The sequence below is a fragment of the Streptacidiphilus sp. EB129 genome (assembly GCF_041262645.1).
GTDB lineage: Bacteria > Actinomycetota > Actinomycetes > Streptomycetales > Streptomycetaceae > Streptacidiphilus.
This window is the reverse complement of sequence record NZ_JBGCCS010000031.1, coordinates 47,072-68,698: the sequence shown is the minus strand read 5'-3', so window position 1 is coordinate 68,698 and position 21,627 is coordinate 47,072. Positions and strand designations below refer to the sequence as shown.

Here is a 21,627-nt window from a genome sequence, read left to right as displayed (position 1 = left end):
TTACCTTGACTCACAACCTGAGCGCCCCGGACGCCGAAGGGCCGGCCGGAGCGTGGATGCTCCGGCCGGCCCTCGGGGTCGGGCACCCCAGGGGTGCCCTCGGTATCGCTTGGTGTACGGTCAGCTCTTGCCGATCAGCCAGAACCGGACGATCGAGGCGGCGTCCAGCGTCAGGGGAACCCCGGTGACGTTGGCCTGGGTGACGATGTACTGCTTGTTCTGCCACAGCGGGATCAGCGGCGCGTCGGTGGCGATCTGGTCCTGGATCTTCTTGAAGGTGTCCACCGCGGACTGGTCGGCCCGGTTGGGCTGCCTCAGGCTCTGCGGGGTCAGCTCGTCGGCGATCTTCGGGCTGGCGTAGTGGTTGCCGAAGGTTCCCGGGTCGCCGAGGAACGGCGACACGAAGTCGTCCGGGTCCGGGTAGTCCGGCTCCCAGCCGGTGGTGGAGGCCGGCAGCGTCCCGGTGCCCCACAGCGTGTTCAGCGCGCCGAGGTCGGGAACGCTGGTGACGGTGACCTTGAAGATCCCGCCGACCTCCAGCGACTTCTTGATCGCCTCGGCCTCGGCCGCACCGGCGACGGAGTTCGCGGTGTACGTGAGCGGGAAGCGGATCGGCAGGCTGACGCCCTTGAGCAGCCGCTTGACGGTGTCCGGCTTGGCCGGCTCGCTGCCGTAGATGTTGGCGAAGGAGCTGCTCTGGTCGCTGATGCCCTGCGGGATCACCGAGTACAGCGGGGTGACCGTGCGCTGGTAGGCGTCCCGGACGATGGCGTCCCGGTTGATCAGCCAGGCGACGGCCTGCCGCACGGTGGGGTTGTCGAACGGCGCGGTCCTGGTGTTCAGCACCAGCATCCGGGTGTTGGTGCCGTCACCCTCGACCACCTGCAGGCCCTTGCCCAGGGTCTGCGCGTTCTGCAGCGCGATCACGTCGGAGGGGAGCAGGTCGTTGCCGGCGTTCAGGTCGATCTGGCCGCTGTCCAGCGCGCTCTTCACCTGGGCGGCGGTGTCGTAGTACTTCAGCGTGAAGCTGGAGTTGGCGACCGAGGCCGCGGCGCCGTGGTAGTTCGGGTTGACCGACAGGGTGACCGAGGCCGGGACCGGGCCCTTGGCGCCGGGCTTGGTCTGCACCGAGTCCAGCTTGTAGACGCCGGAGCCGACCACGTCGGTGCCGGTCTTCAGCGCGGTGCCGGAGTACACCTTGGGGTCCACGATCTCGCCGACGCCGGAGGCCAGCCGGTCCGGGAAGGTGGCGTCGGCCGTGGTCAGCTGGAAGGTGATGTCCGAGGCGCCGCTGACCTGGACCGACTTCATGGTGCTGAGCAGGCCGCTGACCTGGGAGCCGTTGTCGGCCTTCTCCTTGCCGATCTTCACCACCCGGTCGAAGGAGAACTTGACCGCGCTGGCGTCCAGCGGGTCGCCGTTGGAGAAGGTCAGGCCCGAGCGCAGGGTGCAGTGGTAGGTGGTGTAGCCGGTGCCGACGAAGTCGCAGGCGCTCGCGGCGTCCGGGGTGGGCACGTTCGCACCGGGCTTGTAGCTCATCAGGCCCTGGTAGATGTTGTAGTACAGCAGCCAGGAGCCGTAGTCGTACGCGCCGGCCGGGTCGAGGCTGCTGTAGGCCGCGATCGTGCCCATGGTGATCGAGGTGGAAGGCACCCCCTTGGCCGCGGTCGAGGCGGAGGAACCGCAGGCTGCAGTGGTCGCGAGCAGGGTGACGCAGCCGAGCGTCCCGAGTCGTTTCGCTACTGACATGACTTCCTTCGTGTCCTGGTCGGCGCTGTGGCACCGGGCCGGATGTCGAACGACCGCGCCACGGCCTCAGGTCGGTCGACCGCGGGCTGCGACAGCGTGGTGCGAGGGAATCGCGCGCCAGTACGACACCACGGTGAGTGGTGTCGAAAATGGGGCACACGGGTGCACGGGGATTAGCGTGCCACACGCGACTGGATGCTCCCACCTCACCCTCACCCTGAGTTGGTCACATCCAGGGCTTATTGGCATGTCTTGGTGACGAATGCCCGATTTGTTGTTAGCAGCTGGTGATCTTGATGGGCCGTCAGGCCGACATTTCAGGCGAAACTTTTGAGGCAGTCTTACCAGGCGGAACCTGGACAGAACGTCAGGCGGGACCGCCCGGCAGCCCGTCGAACGGCACCGCCCGGTGAAATCGAAATGCGAAGCTCTCAGGCGGCGCCGTTCGACGGCGGCACCAGGCTGCGCAGCAGGGCCAGGTCGAGCTGCTCCAGCGAGGCCAGCACGGTGCGCCCGGGGGCCGGCGCGATCGTGGCGATCGACGGCACGGCGACCACCCGGCAGCCGGCCGCCTCGGCGGAGGCGACCCCGGTGGGCGCGTCCTCCACCACCACGCAGCGGGCCGGGTCGGCCCCCAGCCGGGCCGCTGCGAGCAGGTAGGGGTCCGGGTGCGGCTTGGTGCGCGCGACCTCGTCACCGGCCACCGAGAAGGCGAACCGGTGCGCGCCCAGGGTGCCCAGCACCAGGTCGATGATGCGGCGGTGCGAGGCGGACACCAGCGCCGTGGGCACGCCCGCGGCGGCGAGCTGGTCCAGCAGCTCGAAGGCGCCGGGACAGACCGGCACGCCGTCGCCGACCAGCTGGGCGAACCGGTCGTTGATCATGGTGCCGAGCGCCTCCGGGCTCAGCGGCGCCCCGCTGACCCTCAGCAGGTGCTCCACCACCCGGCTCATCGGCCCGCCGACGACGCCCTCGCGGGCGGAGGGGTCCACCGGGTACCCCAGCTCGGCCAGCAGGCCCGACTCGGCCTCCCACCAGAAGTGCTCGGTGTCCACCAGGGTGCCGTCCATGTCCAGCAGGACGGCCTGCAGACCGGTGGTGGCGTCGTCGAGGGCGGTGGCGGTGGCGAAGGTGGTCACGGGCACGCTGCTTCCTGGTCCGTCCCGACCCCGGAAGGGAGTCAGGGCAGACCAGGATAAGCTCCCGCGGTTGCCACGGCCCGGCAGGCAGGCGGAGCCGCCGTGCCCGGCGGGTTACCGGGCGTTGAAGTACTTCGCCTCCGGGTGGTGGATCACGATGGCGTCGGTGGACTGCTCCGGGTGCAGCTGGAACTCCTCGGAGAGCTCGACCCCGATCCGCTCCGGGCGCAGCAGCGCGGCGATCTTGGCGCGGTCCTCCAGCTCCGGGCAGGCCCCGTAGCCGAGCGAGAAGCGGGCGCCGCGGTACTTCAGCGCGAAGACGTCCCGCATCTCCTTCGGGTCCTCGGAGGAGAAGCCCAGTTCGGCGCGGACCCGGGCGTGCCAGTACTCGGCCAGGGCCTCGGCGAGCTGCACCGACAGGCCGTGCAGCTCCAGGTAGTCGCGGTAGGAGTCGCCGGCGAAGAGCTTCGCGGTGGCCTCGCCGATCCGGTTGCCCATGGTGACCACCTGGAAGGCCACCACGTCCTTCTCCCCCGACTCCTCGGGACGGAAGAAGTCCGCCAGGCAGAGCCGGCGTCCGCGCCGCTGGCGCGGGAAGGTGAACCGGGCCTGCTCGTCGGTGCCGTCCGTGCCGCCGAGCACCACCAGGTCGTTGCCCTGGGAGACGGCCGGGTAGTAGCCGTAGACCACGGCCGCCTCCAGCAGGCCCTCGGTCTGCAGCCGGTCCATCCACATCCGCAGCCGGGGCCGCCCCTCGGTCTCCACCAGCTCCTCGTACGAGGGGCCGCCGGTACGCGCCGCCTTCAGTCCCCACTGGCCCTTGAACAGCGCGTCCTCGTCCAGCCAGGAGGCGTAGTCGTTGAAGCCGATGCCCTTGACGATCCGGTCGCCCCAGAACGGCGGCACCGGCACCGGGTTGTCCAGCGCCACGTCGGAGCGGGTGGTGCTCTCCTCCGGCTCCTCGACCTCGACCCGGGCGTGCCGGCGCTGCTTGAGCTCGGGCAGCACCGCGCCGGGGACCCCGCGCTTGACCGCGATCAGCGCGTCCATCAGCCGCAGGCCCTCGAAGGCGTCGCGGGCGTAGCGCACCTCGCCCTGGTAGATCTCGTGCAGGTCCTGCTCGACATAGGCGCGGGTCAGCGCGGCGCCGCCGAGGATCACCGGGAAGTCGGCGGCCATGCCGCGCTGGTTCAGCTCCTGCAGGTTCTCCTTCATGATCACCGTGGACTTGACCAGCAGCCCGGACATCCCGATCACGTCCGCGCGGTGCTCCTGCGCGGCGTCCAGGATGGTCGACACCGGCTGCTTGATGCCCAGGTTGACCACGGTGTAGCCGTTGTTGGACAGGATGATGTCGACCAGGTTCTTGCCGATGTCGTGGACGTCGCCCTTGACCGTGGCCAGCACGATGGTGCCCTTGCCCTCGGCGTCGGACTTCTCCATGTGCGGCTCCAGGTGGGCCACCGCGGTCTTCATCACCTCGGCGCTCTGCAGCACGAAGGGCAGCTGCATCTGGCCGGAGCCGAACAGCTCGCCGACCGTCTTCATGCCCTCCAGCAGCACCGTGTTGACGATGTCCAGGGCCGGCAGCACGCCCAGCGCCTCGTCCAGGTCGGCCTCCAGGCCCTTGCGCTCGCCGTCCACGATCCGGCGCTGCAGCCGCTCGTTCAGCGGCAGCGCGGCCAGCTCCTCGGCCTTGCCGGCCCGCACCGAGGCGGCGCTGACGCCCTCGAACAGCTCCAGGAAGCGCTGCAGCGGGTCGTAGCCCTCGCGGCGGCGGTCGTAGACCAGGTCCAGGGCGACCTCGCGCTGCTGCTCCGGGATCCGGGCGATCGGCAGGATCTTGGAGGCGTGCACGATCGCCGAGTCCAGGCCGGCCTCCACGCACTCGTGCAGGAAGACCGAGTTCAGCACCATCCGGGCGGCCGGGTTGAGGCCGAAGGAGATGTTGGACAGACCCAGCGTGGTCTGCACGTCGGGGTGGCGCCGCTTCAGCTCGCGGATCGCCTCGATGGTCTCCATACCGTCGCGGCGCGACTCCTCCTGGCCGGTGCCCAGGGTGAACGCCAGGCAGTCGACCAGGATCGCGGACTCGGCGATGCCGAAGCGCCGGCCCAGGTCCTCGATCAGCCGCTCGGCGATCTCGACCTTCTTCGCCGCGGTCCGGGCCTGGCCGTCCTCGTCGATGGTCAGCGCGATCAGCGCGGACCCGTACTCCTGCGCCAGCGCCGCGATCCGGCCGTAGCGGGAGTCGTCCGCGTCGCCGTCCTCGAAGTTCACCGAGTTCAGCACCGCCCGGCCGCCGAGCATCTGCAGTCCGGCCTCCAGCACCTGCGGCTCGGTGGAGTCCAGCACGATCGGCAGCGTCGAGGCGGTCGCCAGCAGCCCGGCGAGCTTCTTCATGTCCTGGACGCCGTCGCGGCCGACGTAGTCCACGCACAGGTCCAGCAGGTGCGAGCCGTCGCGGATCTGCTCGCGGGCGATCTCCACGCAGGCCTGCCAGTCGCCGGCCAGCATCGACTCGCGGAACTTCTTGGAGCCGTTGGCGTTGGTGCGCTCGCCGATCGCCAGGTAGGAGGTGTCCTGGCGGAACGGCACCGCCTGGTAGAGCGAGGAGGCCGCGGCCTCGGGACGCGGGTCGCGGGTCACCACCGGGCGGCCCTGCACCCGCTCCACCACCGCGCGCAGGTGCTCCGGCGTGGTGCCGCAGCAACCGCCCACCAGGCCCACCCCGTACTCCCGGGTGAACATGTCGTGGGCGTCGGCCAGCTCGGCCGGCGACAGCGGGTAGTGCGCACCGTCCTTGCCCAGCACCGGCAGCCCCGCGTTCGGCATGCAGGACAGGCCCGCCGTGGCGTTCTTCGCCAGGTAGCGCAGGTGCTCGCTCATCTCGGCCGGGCCGGTGGCGCAGTTCATCCCGATCAGGTCCACACCCAGCGGCTCCAGCGCGGTCAGCGCCGCACCGATCTCAGAGCCCAGCAGCATGGTCCCGGTGGTCTCCACCGTCACCTGTGCGATCACCGGCAGGTCCAGGCCCGCCTCGCGCAGCGCCCGCTTGGCGCCCAGCACCGCCGCCTTGGTCTGCAGCAGGTCCTGGCTGGTCTCCACCAGCAGCGCGTCCGCACCGCCCGCGATCAGACCGGCCGCGTTCAGCCGGAAGCCCTCACGCAGGTCGGCGTAGGGCAGGTGGCCCAGCGAGGGGAGCTTGGTGCCGGGGCCGATCGAGCCCAGCACCCAGCGCGGGCGTCCGTCGGCGGCGGTGAACTCGTCCGCGACCTCGCGGGCGACCCGGGCACCGGCCTCGGACAGCTCGAAGATCCGCTCCGGGATGTCGTACTCGCCCAGGGCGGACAGGTTGGCACCGAAGGTGTTGGTCTCGACGCAGTCCACGCCCACCGCGAAGTACTCCCGGTGCACGCCGGCGACGATGTCCGGACGGGTGACGCTGAGGACCTCGTTGCAGCCCTCCAGCCCCTGGAAGTCGTCCATCGACGGATCCTGGGCCTGCAGCATGGTGCCCATGGCACCGTCGGCGACCACGACGCGGGAGGCGAGGGCCTCGCGGAGGGCATCGGCCCGCTGCTGGGCTGCGGTCTGCTGGGCTGCGGTCTGCTGAAGACTGGTCGTCATGGTCCTGCGGCTCCCTGGGTGCGACGGCTGTCGACTCGCGCTGCTGGGCGCGGGCTTCAGCCTAGTCGGTGGCTCCCGGGTGCTGCTCGGGGGTTTCAGCGCGTGGACACCCGGGCGCGTGGGCAGCCAGGACGCTCCCCCGTCCGGTCCGCCATCCGGTCCGCCGGAAGGCCGACGGCGGTGCGGCCGGGAACCATCCGCCGCCCCGGCGAGTCGTGCCTGCGGGAGGTGACCATGCGGCACTGGGCCGTTCGGATCGCGGGGACGCTGCTGCTGGCCCTGCTGGGCAGTGTGCTGGGACTGGTGGGCGGGCTGGAGTACAACGCCCTGGGGACGCCTCCGGCGTCCGCCAGGACCCGCGGCGCGGACGCGCTTTGGCTGGGGCACGCCTGGGTGGACGGACGCAAGGGCCCGCAGGACGTCACCGCGCTGGCCGCCCAGCTGCGCGGCACCGGGGTGCGGGACCTGTTCGTCCACACCGGGCCGCTGAACCACGACGGGACCCTCGACCCCAGCCTGTACCCGCGGGCCGGCTGGCTGGTCACGGCACTGCACCGGGCCCTGCCCGGGGTGCGGGTGCTGTCCTGGCTGGGTGACGTGGTGGGCTCCGCGGAGGGCCCCGGCATGGATCTGGCCACCGCGGACCTCACCGGGGCCGCCCGGCAGGTCCTGGACCTGGGCTTCGACGGGGTGCACCTGGACCTGGAGCCGGTCCACTCGGGCGACGGGAACTTCCTGGACCAGCTCGGGCAGCTGCGCCGGGTGACCTCGGAGCGGCACAGACTGCTCTCGGTCGCGGTGCCGCAGACCGATCCGCTGCCCGGGCTGCACGGCATCGCGGGCCTGCTGACGAACTATCCGAAGTGGTGGTCGGCCGAGTACCTGGCGCAGGTCGCGCACCGGGTGGACCAGGTCGCGGTGATGGCCTACGACACCGCGATGCCGACGCCGAGCCTGTTCGCCGGGTACGAGCAGCAGCAGACCAGGCTGGCGCTGGGGGCGGTGCCACGCGGGGTGGACCTGCTGATCGGGCTGCCCGCGTACCACACCGACAGCCCGACCCACCGGGCGTCGGCGGAGACCGTGGCGGCCGCGATCCGCGGGGTCCGGCTGGCCGACGACGGCCGGCCGGCCTTCGGGGTGGCCCTCTACGTGGACTACACCGCGACCGGCGCGGACTGGTCCGCCTACCGCCGGGACTGGGTCCGGTGACCGCGCCCCGGAGGCGCCCGGGACCGGCGCCCGACCTGCCCCCGGGCGTGCGCCGGCCGGGCGCCGCCCCGGCGCTGAACTGTTCCAATGCCGCAGGTCGCCCCGGCCGCGGGCATGCTTCGCCGTAGGCTTGGGCACTTAACAGTCCGTGGAACCAGCCGTTCCACGGCAAAGGTGTGGAGGGAGGCCCTGGTGATCGAGCTCGACGACATGCCCGAGCTGGTCGACCCGGTCATGGTGGCCGCGTTCGAGGGCTGGAACGACGCCGGGGACGCGGCCTCGTCCGCGGTGTCGCACCTGGACGAGATCTGGGAGGGCAAGGTGTTCGCCGCGCTGGACGCGGAGGACTACTACGACTTCCAGGTGAACCGGCCGACCGTCTGGCTGGACGATGGGGTGCGCCGGATCACCTGGCCGACGACCCGGCTGTCGGTGGTGCGGGTGACCGAGCCGAAGACGCGGGACCTGGTACTGATCCGCGGGATCGAGCCGAGCATGCGCTGGCGCTCGTTCTGCCAGGAGCTGCTGGCCATCGCCCACGAGCTGGGCGTGGAGATGGTGGTCATCCTGGGCGCGCTGCTCGGGGACACCCCGCACACCCGGCCGGTCCCGGTCAGCGGGGTCACCTCGGACGGGGACCTGGCGCAGACGCTGGACCTGGAGGAGAGCCGCTACGAGGGTCCGACCGGGATCGTCGGGGTGCTCCAGGAGGCCTGCGCGCACGCGGGCATCCCGGCGGTGACCTTCTGGGCGGCGGTGCCGCACTACGTGGCGCAGCCGCCGAACCCCAAGGCCACCATGGCGCTGCTGAACAAGGTCGAGGACCTGCTGGACCTGCGGATCCCGCTGGGCGAGCTGGCGGACGACTCGCGGGCCTGGCAGCTGGGGGTGGACCAGCTGGCCGCCGAGGACAGCGAGGTGGCCGAGTACGTCCAGCAGCTGGAGGAGGCCAAGGACACCGCCGAACTGCCGGAGGCCTCCGGCGAGGCCATCGCCCGGGAGTTCGAGCGCTATCTCAAGCGGCGCGACAACCACCCGCCCCGGCACGAGTCCGGGCCCGGCAAGGCCAGCGAGGGCGACTCCGGGGAGTGACCGCCGGATCACCGGAACGGACCGGGCAGGCGCGGGCCGCGGGCCCGTGCCTGCCCGGTCCGAGTGAACGGAGCAGCTGATCGGCTGCGGGTCCGGCAGGTGCGCCAGGCGGGCGTTCGAATACTGCTCGAATCTCGCCCCAGTTAACGTTCCGTGAAAACAGGGTACGAACGCCGGTCCGGGCGATGCCGAGATCTGACCCTTTTTCATACTTTCGACCCGTTGAGCGATCCATGGTCCCTCAGAACGCTTCAAATCGCTCGCGTTCCACTCTCCTCAGCAGGCACATTGTGGGCTTACCGTATGCGTCATGACCTCCCCTCGTGCTTACGACGGAGTTGGCTACTACGCCCCGTCCTTTGCCTCGGACACCCCGATCTACGACAGCCTGGTGGCTGAGCGGGGAGTCCCCCAGATCGCTCCGATCAACGTCCCGGCCGCACTGCCGCCCGCGTACGACAGCGGCTACGGCTACGGCGGCTCCAGTTCCTTCGCCCCGGGCTACGGCGGCGGCTACGGCAGCAACCTGCCGGCACTGCCGGCCCCGCGCCTCGCGCTGGGTCCCGGTCCGAGCAGCCCCGGCTACGGCATGCCGAGCCAGCCCCAGTACGCGACCCCGCCGCACATCCCGCAGCAGGCGGCGATGCCCGGCCAGCGCTACCCGGAGCAGTACGGCAGCCAGCAGCAGCCGAACCCGGTGTACCAGCGCCCGATGGCGCCGATGGCCCCGGTGACGCCGCTGCGCCCGGCCGCCCCGGCGCAGGGCGGCTACCAGGAGCAGTACCCGCCCTACCAGCAGCAGCGCGGCGGCTACCAGGGCTTCTGAGACCGTTCCGACCACACCGCGGGGGGCGGGTGGCCGGAGGTCGCACTCGTCGGGGGACGAAGGTCAGCACAGCACCAGGTCATCGAGGGCCGACCGGTACACACCGGTCGGCCCTCGGCATACCGCGAACACGATCAGGAACCATCCCGGCATTCCGCCCAATTCGCCCTGCGGCGGCATCGGCGACGCAGCAGGTTTGGCACGATGGGCACATGCTCCTCCTCACCGATCTCGTGATCCATCCCGTGAAGTCCTTCGCTCCGGTGCCGTTGACCACGGCCGCCGTCGAGCCCTGGGGCCTCGCCGGCGACCGCCGCTGGATGCTGGTGGACGCCGAGGGCACGATGGTCTCGCAGCGCGAGGACCCCCGGCTGGGGCAGATCGGCGCCCAGCTGCGGCACGGCCTGGACCTGCGGGTGAGCGCGGCCGACCGGCCCGACCTGTTCCCGGCGGACCCGGAGCGGACCCACCTCGACGTGTCCGCGCCGAGCGGGACGCTGGTGCCGGTGTCGGTGTTCGGCGTCCCCTTCAAGGCCGTGGACGCCGGACCGGAGGCGGCCGCCTGGTTCAGCCGGCTTCTCGGCGCCGACCTGCGCCTGGTCCACCTGGACGACCCGGGCCACCGGCCGATGCCGGTTCCCACCAGCCTGGCGGACGCCTATCCGCTGCTGCTGACCACGCCCGAGTCACTGGCCGCGCTGAACGAGCTGATCGCGGGCGAGCACCCGGACGACCCGGTCAAGGGCCAGGCCCTGCCGATGGGCCGGTTCCGGCCGAACGTGGTCGTCAGCGGGGCCGAGGCCTGGGCCGAGACCGGCTGGCGGCGGCTGCGGATCGGCGGGACCGAGTTCCGGGTCGAGCAGCAGTGCGGACGCTGCGTGATCACCACGCTGGACCCGGCCACCGGTGAGCGGCGCGGCCCCGAGCCGCTGCTGTCGCTGGCCAGGCACCGCCGCTTCGGCAAGTCGCTGGCCTTCGGCATGCACCTCACCCCCGTGGGTGAACTCGGATCGCTGCAGGTCAGCGACCGGGTCACGGTGCTGGAGCAGGGACCGCTGCCGGTTCCGCGCTGACGCACCCGGCCGGCGCGGCCGGCGGGGTCCCGGGGAGCACGGCGGGAAGGACAGGGCGGGCGACGGCTACCGAACGGCGTCCGGCTCGTTGGGATGGGGAGAGGGGCGTAACCGGGTGCCAGACGCAGTACCGTGGGCGGACCGGGCACCACTAGGAAGCTGGGGGCGGCACATCTCCATGGGCGCAGGCGTGGTGCGGGTGACGCTGGACGGAGCCTCGCGGTGGCGGCGGCGGTCCGGCGAGTACACGACGATGGCGGAGGCGCTGGCCGCCGCCGAGTCCGGGGACACGGTGACCATAGGGCCCGGTGTCTTCCGCGAGAACGTACGGGTCGACAAGTCGCTGACGCTGCGGGCGGCGGAGGGCCTCGGCTCGGTGCGGATCGAGCCGGCGGCCGGCACCGCGCTGACCGTGCTGGCGTCCGCCGTGGTGCAGGGGCTGGTGCTGGAGGGCCAGGACGGCTCCGCCCCGGCGGTGCTGATCGCCGCGGGCCAGGGCGAGCTGACGGACTGTCGGATCGTCACCCGGTCCTCGGTGGGCATCGAGGTGCTGGGCGAGGCCCAGCCCACGGTCCGGCGCTGCTCGGTCGACAACGCGGGCGGCATCGGGATCCGGGTCACCGAGGGCGCAGCAGCTGCGGGAGCTGCGGGACAGCCGGACGCCGCCGCCGTCTTCGAGGACTGCGAGGTGGTCGCCGCCGGGCAGGCCGGAGTGGTCGTCAGGGCCGGGGCGAGCGCGCGTCTTGAGCGCTGCCGGGTGCACCACGCAACGGGGGCGGGCCTGGTGCTCACCGGCGCCGGCAGCGTGGTCGACGCGGTCGGCTGCGAGATCTACGAGATCAACGGCAACGGCGTGCAGGCCGAGGACCGCGCGGTGGGCCGGCTGCTGGAGTGCAGCGTGCACCGGGTCACCGACAACGGCCTGGCGCTGGACACCGAGGCGCTGCTGGAGCTCACCGGCAGCCGGCTGCACGACATCCCGGAGAACGGCGCCGACCTGCGCGGCCGCAGCGCGCTGACGCTGCGTCGGAGCACCCTGCGCTCCTTCGGCCGCAACGGGCTCTCGGTGTGGGACGCCGGCACCCGGGTGGACGCGGAGGGCTGCGAGATCCGTGACAGCACCGGCGACTATCCGGCGGTGTGGGTCAGCGACGGCGCCCAGGTGAAGCTGACCGACTGCCGCGTCCACGATGTGCCCGACGCGCTGTTCGTCCTGGACCGGGGCTCCACGGCGGAGGCGGTGGACTGCGCGTTCACCCAGGTCCGCAACACGGCCGTGTCGGTCAGCGACGGTGCCACGGTCCGGCTCGACCAGGTCCGGGTGCAGGACGCCAACACCGGCCTGTGGTTCCGCGACCACGGCAGCGGTGGGCTGCTGACCGGCTGCGAGGTCGCCGACGTGGCCACCGGGGTGATCGCCACCAAGGGCGCCGACCCGGTGCTGCGCCGCTGCACGGTGCGCGGCAGCGCCGAGGCCGGCGTGTACGTCTCGGCGGGCGGGCGGGGCACCTTCGAGGAGTGCACCGCCGTCCAGGGCAAGGGCTTCGGGTTCCATGTGATCGACGGCTGCCGCACCGTGCTGACCCGCTGCCGCGCGGAGCAGAACGCCCGCGGCGGCTTCGAGTTCTCCGAGGCGGGCCCGGTGGCGGAGGGCTGCGTGTCGGACGACGCCAGGGCCGCCGCACCGGCCGCGGCCGCTCCGGCCCGGGCCACCTCGACCGCCTCGGCCTGGCAACAGGCCGCGCCTCCGGCCGCCTCCGGCCCGGCTCTGCCGCAGCCCCGCAGCGAGCCGCTGGTGGACGCGCGGCCGCAGATCGCGCCGCTGCCGGACTGCCGTCCGGCCGAGGTGGCGCTGGCCGAACTCGACTCGCTGATCGGCCTGGAGACCGTCAAGCAGGAGGTGCGCACCCTGATCGACCTGATCTCGGTGGGACGGCGGCGGCAGCAGGCCGGGCTGAAGGCCCCCTCGCTGCGCCGGCACCTGGTGTTCACCGGCTCCCCCGGCACCGGCAAGACCACGGTGGCCCGGCTCTACGGGGAGATCCTGGCGGCGCTGGGCGTGCTGCAGCGCGGGCACCTGGTCGAGGTGGCCCGGCTGGATCTGGTCGGCGAGCACGTCGGCTCGACCGCGCTGCGCACCTCCGAGGTGTTCCAGCGCTCGCTGGGCGGGGTGCTCTTCATCGACGAGGCCTATGCGCTGGCGCCGGAGGACGGCGGCCGCGACTTCGGCCGGGAGGCCATCGACACCCTGGTGAAGCTGATGGAGGACCACCGCGACGAGGTGGTGGTCATCGTGGCCGGCTACACCGCCGAGATGGAGCGCTTCCTGAGCGCCAACCCCGGGGTGGCGTCCCGGTTCTCGCGGACCGTCACCTTCGCCGACTACTCCGCCCCCGAGCTGCTGGAGATCACCCGGCGGCAGGCCGCCGAGCACGAGTACCAGCTGGCGGAGGAGACCGCGGCGGCACTGCTGGAGCACTACGCGGTGATCCCCAAGGGCCCGTCCTTCGGCAACGGCCGCACCGCCCGCCAGGTGTTCGAGACGATGATCGAACGCCATGCGGTACGGCTGGCCCAGGTCGCCGAGGTGACCACCGAGCAGTTGCAGCTGCTGCTGCCGCAGGACCTGCCCGGCGCCCCTCCCCCGCCCCCGGCACCCGCCGTCGTGGCGGCAGGTGCCGGGGTGGCCGCAGGTGCCGGGGTGGCTGCGGGTGCCGGGGTGTCGGGCGGCGCCGGGGCATCGGTGGTGGCCGGGGCTACAGCTGACGGAGCAGGGCGTCCCGCTCCTCGATGAAGCGGGGGTCGAGCCGGTAGTCCTTGTGCGCCCGGATCGGGACGGGCAGCGGATGCGCCGCGTCCCGGTCGTAGGCGAGCGGGTCGACCAGCGGCAGCGCGTCCACGCTCGGTGCGGGCACCGCGACCCGGACCGGGCCGCCGATCGGGTCGGTGACCCGGAACAGGTTGCGCCAGCGCGGGGCGTAGCCGTGCAGTCTGCCCAGGTCGTCCGGGCCCATGAACGCCGGGAAGAACCGCCCGTACAGGCGGCGCAGCGGACAGCCGTAGGTCAGCAGCGCCACCCGGGCCCGGGTCCCCGGGTCCAGCTGCCAGACGACGGCCGCCGCGAGCACGGTGCCCTGGGAGTGACCGGACAGCACCAGCCGCCGGGCCGGGTCCCCGTTCAGCCAGGTGCGGATCCGCCACTCCAGGTCGGGGACCGCGCGCTCGGCGTAGCAGGGCGGCGCGAAGGGGTGCGCCGCGCGCGGCCAGAAGGTGCCGATGTCCCAGCACACGCCCACGGTACGGCGGGTGCCGACCTGGCTGTAGGCGGCCCGGCCGAGCCCGACCAGGGCCAGCGCGAACGCGCCGACCAGCCAGCCGCCGAGGGACTGCAGCGTGGTCGCCGCGTACGAGACCGCGGTCGGGGCTCCCTGCGCGGCCAGCGCCGGGGTCCGGCCACTGGCCAGCGCCCCGGCCAGCGCGGTCGCGGCGAGCAGGAAGGCCAGCAGCGCGAGGCCGCCGACCAGCACCGGACCGGCGTCGGTGAGCCGGGCCCGGGCCAGCGCCCCGGCGATCTGCGCGGTGCGGGTGGCACTGGAGTGCGTCCCGGTCTCGTACGCCTGGTTCACCTCGGGCTCCAGGGAGTGCTGCTGACGGAGCATCCGGACCGCGAGCAGCAGCAGCGGCGGCACCAGCAGCACGGCGAGCAGCGGCACCCCGGTGCTGTGCCAGGTGAGCAGCAGCGGCGGGCCGGGCAGGGTGACCCCGAGGGTGCCGGTGCCCATCAGCCACTGCGCCGCCCAGACCGTCGCCCCGGCGGTGAACAGATTGCCCAGGCCGATGCCGAGCATGGCCGTGGCCGGTCCGGCCAGGCCGTGCAGGGCGGGGCCGTCCGGGCCGCCGAAGCGCAGGTCCCCGTCGGCGGGCGGCCGGTCCGGGCCGGGGACGGTGATCGGGTCCCGCGACCGCGGCGGCGGGGTGCCGTGGCCGCGCAGCAGCAGCGCGGCACCGGCCAGCAGCAGTACCAGCATCAGTTGCAGCAGGCACAGCGCCGCGAAGGTGCCGCCCGCGCCGGGCAGCCGGCCGCCGGTGCGCCAACTGTCCCTGGACCAGCCCGCGTAGAGGACCACCAGCAGCAGCACCGCGAGCGCGGCCCAGTGCAGTATCCGCAGCGCGAGCGGGTCGGCCCGGTCGTCCTGCTGCTCCTCCTGGCGGTCGCCGGCCACCAGCGCGACCAGGGCACCGGCCGCCGGCAGCACCAGCAGCCCGAGCAGGATCCAGCCGATGACCGCGAGGACGGTGCCGCCGCCGCTGGAGCGGTCCCGGGCCAGCGTCGGCAGCAGTACCGCGAGGGCCACGGTGAGCAGCCCGGCCGCGACGTGGACCGTCCGCAGGCGGCGGACCTGGGCCATGCCGTACCAGAATCCGGGCATCTCCATCGGCGGCAGATCCACCCTCAGACCCGGGTCGGCGGCGGGGCGCTGGGCCTCGTAGCTGCTCCAGGTGAGTCGGGACAGCCACCACAGCAGCGCCACCAGCGCGGTCGGCACGGCGGCGGCCAGCGCGAGCCGACGGCCCGGTTCGCTCCACCAGCCGCCGTGGTCGGCGGCGAGGAAGCCCAGCCAGGAGTGGTGCGCGGCGCAGCCGGCGGTGCCGGCGCACTGCCAGGCCGTCAGGTCCAGCGCCACCTCGCAGGCGGCCGCGGTGAGCAGCACGGTCAGGCTCAGCGCGACCAGCCGCACCAGCAGGTCGTAGGGGCGCTGCGCACGGGCCGTGCGGGGCGCGGCCGGGCGGGTCCAGTGGGCCAGGTTGGCGAGCATGAACGGGAGCAGCAGCAGCCACAGCGCCCGGCCGGCCGCTCCGGAGGTCAGCCCGCCCCAGGAGTACGCCTCCTCGACCGCGCCGCCCGCGTAGCGCTCCGGGTGCTGCTCGGCGTCCGCGTCCTCCGAGCGCCGGTAGGTTCCGGCCACGGCGTCCCCGGTGATCTGCTGCAGGTGCGGATCGTCGAGCATCACCTCGGGGGTGGTCCCGCCGACCCCGTGCACCAGGAGCTCCAACGAGAGTCCCTGGTCCGCTCCGTCCGGCGACGCCGGTGCGTACTCGTTCGGCATGGCCACCCCCCTGCCCGCTGCTGCCCGTGCGGTGGTGCCGCGCGACGCGCGGTGTGTTGTCCGGATATCGTCGCGCGTTCCGGGGCGACACGCATCAACTCGGACAGGAACAGGTGAAAACCACCCGATGGGGTGGTCACTGGGGCAATAGCGACGGGTGGGAGCGGTCGGCCGGCGCGGCGTGCGCCGTCAGCGGGGCTGGTCCTTGTGCCGCTGGTAGTAGCGGGCGACGCGGACCCGGTTCCCGCACAGGGCGGGCGAGCACCAGCGGCGCCGCGGGTGGGCGGGCAGGAACAGCAGGGTGCAGTCCGGCCCCTCGCAGCACCGCACCGAGGTGACCGCCGGGGAGGTCAGCAGGTCGGCCGCCGCCTCGGCGAGTTCGGCCAGCAGCACCGCGGTGGGGTCGCCGCCGCGACGCGGCCTGGCGACCACCGCGCCGTCCACCCAGGCCAGTTCGCGATGGCCGGGCGCCCCGCGCTGGGCCTCGGTGAGCGCGAGCAGCGTGGACGCCGGCGGGGGCGTGCCGGTACTGGCGTGCGCGACGGCCTCGGCGACCTGATCGCGCAGCGCGCGCAACGCGCCGAGGTCGACCGCGTCGGCGACCCCGCCGCCGCCCGGGGGCGTGAGCCGGCCCGCCTCGGCGGCGAGCCAGGCGCCGAAGCCCTCGGCGGTGGCCAGCAGGTCGAGCGCGCCCTCGGGCGTGCCGAACCTCGTGTTGATCAGATCCAGCGCGAGCGGCTCTCCGGCCAGGGGGACCATCTCCATGGCACTAATGGTAACTCAGGACGTTGACACATTAGAGGGCTCAGGAGATAGTACTAATGCATCATCACCACAAGGAGGCATGTGACATGGCTGCACCGGAGATCGTCCAGGTCGCGCACCGCTTCGTCGACGTCGACGGAGTGCGGGTCTTCTACCGCGAGGCGGGCCCGGCCGACGCGCCGACCCTGCTACTGCTGCACGGCTTCCCCTCCGCGTCACACCAGTTCAGGCGGCTGATGGAGGTCCTGGGCACGCGCTACCGGCTGATCGCCCCGGACTATCCGGGCTTCGGGCACACCGAGGCGCCGGAGGACTTCGAGTACTCCTTCGAGCGCCTCGCCGACGTGACCGAGGGCTTCGTGCGGGCACTGGGCCTCACCCGCTTCTCGATCTACACCTTCGACTTCGGTGGCCCGGTCGGCCTCCGGCTCGCCACCCGGCACCCGGAGTGGATCGCCGGCCTGGTCGTCCAGAACGCGAACGCCTACGAGGTGGGCCTGTCGGACCTCGCCCGGGGCATGACCGCCAACCGTCCGGGCGTCGAGGGGGCCGCCGAGCGGGTGCGGGAGTTCCTGGTCCTGCCGGTCACCCGGAGCCAGTACGAGGGCGGCACCGCCGACCCGGCGCTCGTCGCGCCGGACGGCTGGACCCTGGACCAGCACTTCCTCGACCTGCCCGGACGCAAGGACGCCCAGGTCGCACTGGCCCTCGACTACCACTCCAACCTGGAGCTCTACCCGCTCTGGCAGGAGTGGCTGCGCAAGCACCAGCCGCCGGCGCTGATCGTCTGGGGCCGCAACGACGCCTTCTTCCCCGAGCCCGGCGCGCACGCCTACCTGCGCGACCTTCCGGACGCCGAGCTGCACGTCCTCGACACCGGGCACTTCGCACTGGAGGACAAGCTGCCCGAGATCGCCCCGCTGATCGCCGCCTTCCTCGACCGCATCTGACCGGCCGCCGCCCGCGGCGGCCCGGCTCGTCCGGAGGACGGTCGGGCGATGGTTCGCGCCGCCCGCACATGCAAGGATGGCCCCGACGCAGCGGAGTGGTGAGAGGACGAGGGTGGCCGAGAACAGCAATCTCCTGGCGGAGCAACGGCGAGCCCTGATCCTGGACGAGGTGCGGCGGCGCGGCGGGGTCCGGGTCAACGAGCTGACCCGGCGGCTGAGCGTGTCGGACATGACGGTCCGTCGGGACCTGGACGCGCTCGCCCGGCAGGGGATGGTGGAGAAGGTCCACGGCGGTGCCGTGCCGGTACTGGAGGCCAGCACCCACGAGCCCGGCTTCGAGGCCAAGTCGGCGCTGGAGCTGACCGCCAAGGAGGACATCGCCCGGGAGGCGGCCGCCCTGGTCACCCCCGGCAGCGCGGTGGCCCTGTCCGGCGGCACCACGACCTACGCGCTGGCGCACCACCTGGTCCAGGTCGAGGGCCTGACCGTGGTCACCAACTCGGTCCGGGTCGCCGACGTGTTCGAGCACGCGCTGCGGCACGGCGCGGCGGCGGCGCACGCGGCGACGGTGGTGCTGACCGGCGGGGTGCGCACCCCCTCGGACTCCCTGGTCGGCCCGATCGCCGACCGGGCCATCCGCTCGCTCCACTTCGACCTGCTGTTCCTGGGCTGCCACGGCATCTCCCTGGAGGCCGGACTGTCCACCCCGAACCTGGCCGAGGCCGAGACCAACCGCAGCTTCGTCGCCTCCGCGCGCCGGGTGGTGGCGGTGGCCGACCACACCAAGTGGGGCACCGTGGGCCTGTCCACCTTCGCCGCGCTGACCGAAGTCGACACCCTGGTCACCGATGTCGGCCTGCCGCTGGAGATCCGCTCCGCGGTCTCCGAGCAGGTCCGCCAGGTCATCATCGCCGACGCCCGCGGCGGCGCCGCCCCGCTGCCCGAGTGACCGACGCGCCCGGCTGACGGGCCCGCCGTCCCGAGGGCGGGCGAACTGACGGCCTGTCTAACTGACAGATCGTCAACTAGACTGCGCGGACCCAGACGAGGTCCAGATCCCCGAAGGTGCGCGATGGTGAACGTACTGCGTCCGGTGACCCCGGACTTCCTGGAGCACGCCCCGGTCCGGCTGGTCAGCACCGCGCGGCTGCGGGCGGAGCCGGAAGCGGTGTTCCAGGAGCTGACCGAGGACGCCTCGACCTGGCCGCAGTGGTTCCGCGAGATACGCTCCGCCCGCTACACCGGCCCGCCGCCGCACGGCGTCGGCGCCGGCCGCGCCGTCGCGCTGCGCGGTGGTGTCCGGCTCGTCGAGAGCGTGCTGGTCTGCGACCCGCCCCGGCGCTTCGTCTACCGGGTCGAGCAGGTCAACGTCCCCTCGGTCCGGGCCTGGGCGGAGGAGTGGCTGCTCAGCCCGGCTCCGGACGGCGGCACCGCGCTCCGCTTCACCATCGCCGTCGAGACGCCGCTGAGCGTCGGCCTGCTGCTGACGGCGATCCGCCCCGGCGTGTCCCGCTCCGTCCGGATCGCCGCCCGCCGCCTGGACGCCCGCTGCGGCAACGGCGTCAGCAGCGGCGTTGGCGGCAGCGGCGTTGGCGGCAGCGGCGTTGGCGGCAGCTGACCCGACCCCGCCTGCCGTCCCGTCCGCGCGCCCCCGCACGCGCCCGCCGTTGTGAGGGACCGTCAGCCGGTCCAGGTCCCGCTGCCGAGGAACTCGTCGAGGACCGTCGCGTACGGGGCGATGTCGAGGCCCTGCTCGGCGAGCCACGCGTCGGAGTAGTACTTGTCGAGGTAGCGGTCGCCCGGGTCGCAGAGCAGGGTGACCACACTGCCGCGCTCACCGGCCGCGAGCATCTGCGCGATGATCGTGAAGGCGCTCCACAGGCCGGTACCGGTGGAGGCACCCGGCTTGCGGCCGATGACCGCGGCGAGGGCGCGCGCCGCCGCGATGGAGGCGGCGTCCGGGACCTTCATCATCCGGTCGATCGCCCCGGGGATGAAGCTGGGCTCCATCCGGGGGCGGCCGATGCCCTCGATCCGGGAGCCCTTCTCGCAGGTCACGTCCAGGTCGCCGCTGACCCAGCCGTCAAAGAAGCAGGAGTTCTCCGGGTCGGCCACGCAGATCAGGGTGTCCGCCTGGACGTAGTGCACGTACCGGGCCAGGGTGGCCGAGGTGCCGCCGGTGCCGGCCGTGGCCACGATCCAGGCCGGGACGGGGTAGCGCTCCAGCCGCAGCTGGGCGTAGATCGACTCGGCGATGTTGTTGTTGCCGCGCCAGTCGGTGGCCCGCTCGGCATAGGTGAACTGGTCCATGTAGTGGCCGCCGGACTCCTCCGCGAGCCGCGCCGAGACCTCGTACAGCGTGCGGGTGTCGTCGACCAGGTGGCAGCTGCCGCCCTGGGCCTCGATGAGGCTGATCTTCTCGCAGCTGGTGGTGCGCGGCATGACCGCGATGAAGGGCACCCCGATCAGCTTGGCGAAGTACGCCTCGGAGACCGCGGTGGAGCCGCTGGACGCCTCCACCACCGGCTTGCCGGGCCGGACCCAGCCGTTGCACAGGGCGTAGAGGAACAGCGAACGCGCCAGCCGGTGCTTGAGGCTGCCGGTGATGTGCGTCGACTCGTCCTTGAGATAGAGGTCGATGCCCCACTCCTCGGGCAGCGGGAACCGCAGCAGATGGGTGTCGGCGGAGCGGTTGGCGTCGGCCTGAACCTTGCGGACAGCCTCTTTCAGCCAGGCCCGGTACTCGGCGTCGCTGCGGTCCACGTCCACGGTCTTCATAAGGCTGCGCTGCTCCCTCGGTCGCCCTGCGGTCCCTGTCGCCGCCACGGGCCTGTACTCCCGCGCATCGTAACCGGCGGGCGGTGGCTGGAAATCGCCGGCACCTGCCATCCGGGGGCGGATGTTCCACAACTCAACGCGTTGGCGCGGTTACGCAGCGCCGAACATGCGTGCAGCATGGACCGGGGTCGCCCGCGCGTTGCGGATACGCACTGATCGGGTGATTCTGGACATGTCTCTGATCGTATCCTCGTGGTAACTCTGCGCAGCGGAGGAGTCGACGCGTGATGGAGTCCGACAGGCATTACGAACTGTGTCTTACCGCCGAACCGCAGCGGTTCACGGTGGTCCGAAGGATTGTCACGGCGCATCTGCGTCACTGGAACCTCCCGGACCTGGTGGACCAGGCCCTGCTCGGAGTGACCGAGCTGCTGGGGAACGTGCACCGGCATGTCGGACCGCTCGCGGAGTGCCGGCTGCGGCTGACCGCCGTCGACGGCTTCCTGCGCTGCGAGGTCCACGACAGCAGCCCCACCCTCCCCCGGCTGCTGGCCCCGCCCGAGGACGAGCCGACCGGGCGGGGCCTCGCGCTGGTCGCGGCGCTGAGCAAGGAGTGGGGCGCGCAGCCGGAGGAGTCCGGCAAGGTGGTCTGGTTCGCGCTGCAGAGCAGCGAGATGCCGGCCGAGCCCTACCCGGACGAGCCCGGGTCCGGGCCAGGGACCGCCGCGGAGGCCGAGGCCGCCGTCGAGGTCGACCACGCGAACGGGATCGCGGCCTCCGAACCGCTGCGGCTGGCCACGCTGCCGTCGGAATGGCGGACGCCCCCGCCCCCGCCGGAGAAGGCGGACGAGCGGGGGCGGATCCCGGTACGGGTCAGGGTCTGACGCCGACGGCGGAGCCGAACACGGCGCTCAGCGCTTGCCGTCCGTGGGCTGGTCGGTCACCGGCGGGTTGCCGGCCCCGGCCAGCAGGTCGTAGCGCTCGCGGTACTCGAACTCGTCGATGGCCCCCTCGGCGTAGCGCCGGTTGAGCGTCTCGATCGGGGACGGCGCGGGTGCCGGCCCGGAGGCCTGCGGCCCGTAGCCGGCCCAGGGCGCGCGGCCGGCCCACGGAGGGGTTCCGGCGGCGCCGGAAGCCCCGGGGCCCCGGCGGAAGCCGCCGGCCCGGAAGACGACCCGGCGGATCACCATCACTGCGGTGAACCAGAACAGCGGCACCAGCAGGATCCACGGGCCCGGCCCGCCGTGCCAGCCGTCGGCCAGGAGAGTTGCGTTCATGTCGGGCTCCTCGTCCGTGCGGGCTGCG

15 protein-coding genes and 1 pseudogene are annotated in these 21,627 nt (G+C 72.7%); 9 read left to right on the top strand and 7 right to left on the bottom strand.

Translation table 11 applies throughout. From position 1 onward, the window contains the following. Positions 1-120: 120 nt before the first annotated feature. From ABH925_RS29285 to metH, 3 genes are all read right to left on the bottom strand, one after another. On the bottom strand, positions 121-1,749 hold the full coding sequence (locus ABH925_RS29285; protein ID WP_370152695.1) for an ABC transporter substrate-binding protein: 1,629 nt from the start codon (positions 1,747-1,749) through the stop codon (positions 121-123). Between the two features lie 431 nt (positions 1,750-2,180). After that, complete coding sequence (locus ABH925_RS29280; protein WP_370152742.1) at positions 2,181-2,888, bottom strand: HAD family hydrolase; 708 nt, start codon at positions 2,886-2,888, stop codon at positions 2,181-2,183. Between the two features lie 114 nt (positions 2,889-3,002). After that, positions 3,003-6,518, bottom strand: a complete 3,516-nt coding sequence (gene metH, locus ABH925_RS29275) for a methionine synthase (protein ID WP_370152693.1) — start codon at positions 6,516-6,518, stop codon at positions 3,003-3,005. A 234-nt stretch (positions 6,519-6,752) separates the two neighbouring features. On the opposite strand from metH, the gene ABH925_RS29270 reads away from it, so the two are divergent. The 5 genes and pseudogenes from ABH925_RS29270 to ABH925_RS29250 all read left to right on the top strand — a co-directional run bounded on the left by ABH925_RS29270 (position 6,753) and on the right by ABH925_RS29250 (position 13,515). Further along, positions 6,753-7,730, top strand: a complete 978-nt coding sequence (locus ABH925_RS29270; protein WP_370152691.1) for a hypothetical protein — start codon at positions 6,753-6,755, stop codon at positions 7,728-7,730. Positions 7,731-7,922: 192 nt separating this feature from the next. Beyond that, a pseudogene (locus ABH925_RS29265) lies at positions 7,923-8,813 on the top strand (PAC2 family protein); the annotation flags it as partial. Between the two features lie 319 nt (positions 8,814-9,132). Further along, positions 9,133-9,648: a DUF6643 family protein gene (locus tag ABH925_RS29260; protein ID WP_370152690.1), complete on the top strand. Its 516-nt coding sequence runs from the start codon at positions 9,133-9,135 to the stop codon at positions 9,646-9,648. Positions 9,649-9,860: 212 nt separating this feature from the next. Then, the gene (locus ABH925_RS29255; RefSeq protein ID WP_370152689.1) at positions 9,861-10,721 is read left to right on the top strand and encodes an MOSC domain-containing protein; all 861 of its coding nucleotides are present in this window, start codon (positions 9,861-9,863) and stop codon (positions 10,719-10,721) included. Between the two features lie 178 nt (positions 10,722-10,899). After that, positions 10,900-13,515 carry a right-handed parallel beta-helix repeat-containing protein gene (locus ABH925_RS29250; protein ID WP_370152740.1) on the top strand — a complete coding sequence of 872 codons (2,616 nt, stop codon included), beginning with the start codon at positions 10,900-10,902 and terminating at the stop codon, positions 13,513-13,515. On the opposite strand, the gene ABH925_RS29245 is transcribed toward ABH925_RS29250, so the two are convergent. Beyond that, positions 13,478-15,829, bottom strand: a complete 2,352-nt coding sequence (locus tag ABH925_RS29245; RefSeq protein WP_370152687.1) for a hypothetical protein — start codon at positions 15,827-15,829, stop codon at positions 13,478-13,480. The two genes, ABH925_RS29250 and ABH925_RS29245, sit on opposite strands and share 38 nt — an antisense overlap. A 189-nt stretch (positions 15,830-16,018) precedes the next feature. Further along, positions 16,019-16,594 carry an ABATE domain-containing protein gene (locus ABH925_RS29240; RefSeq protein ID WP_370152685.1) on the bottom strand — a complete coding sequence of 192 codons (576 nt, stop codon included), beginning with the start codon at positions 16,592-16,594 and terminating at the stop codon, positions 16,019-16,021. An 86-nt stretch (positions 16,595-16,680) separates the two neighbouring features. Between ABH925_RS29240 and ABH925_RS29235 the strand changes: the two genes are divergently transcribed. The 3 genes from ABH925_RS29235 (at position 16,681) to ABH925_RS29225 (ending at position 19,162) form a co-directional block, all read left to right on the top strand. Next, on the top strand, positions 16,681-17,544 hold the full coding sequence (locus ABH925_RS29235; protein WP_370152684.1) for an alpha/beta fold hydrolase: 864 nt from the start codon (positions 16,681-16,683) through the stop codon (positions 17,542-17,544). 112 nt (positions 17,545-17,656) lie between these two features. Beyond that, positions 17,657-18,493, top strand: a complete 837-nt coding sequence (locus tag ABH925_RS29230; RefSeq protein ID WP_370152682.1) for a DeoR/GlpR family DNA-binding transcription regulator — start codon at positions 17,657-17,659, stop codon at positions 18,491-18,493. A gap of 123 nt (positions 18,494-18,616) precedes the next feature. Next, positions 18,617-19,162, top strand: coding sequence for an SRPBCC family protein (locus ABH925_RS29225; protein ID WP_370152681.1), 546 nt, complete (start codon positions 18,617-18,619; stop codon positions 19,160-19,162). Positions 19,163-19,224: 62 nt separating this feature from the next. On the opposite strand, the gene ABH925_RS29220 is transcribed toward ABH925_RS29225, so the two are convergent. After that, positions 19,225-20,322: a PLP-dependent cysteine synthase family protein gene (locus ABH925_RS29220; protein ID WP_370152679.1), complete on the bottom strand. Its 1,098-nt coding sequence runs from the start codon at positions 20,320-20,322 to the stop codon at positions 19,225-19,227. 287 nt (positions 20,323-20,609) lie between these two features. Between ABH925_RS29220 and ABH925_RS29215 the strand changes: the two genes are divergently transcribed. Continuing rightward, entirely contained in the window at positions 20,610-21,206 is a 597-nt protein-coding gene (locus ABH925_RS29215; protein ID WP_370152677.1) for an ATP-binding protein, read from the top strand. 27 nt (positions 21,207-21,233) lie between these two features. On the opposite strand, the gene ABH925_RS29210 is transcribed toward ABH925_RS29215, so the two are convergent. Next, entirely contained in the window at positions 21,234-21,599 is a 366-nt protein-coding gene (locus ABH925_RS29210; protein ID WP_370152675.1) for an SHOCT domain-containing protein, read from the bottom strand. Positions 21,600-21,627 lie beyond the last annotated feature (28 nt).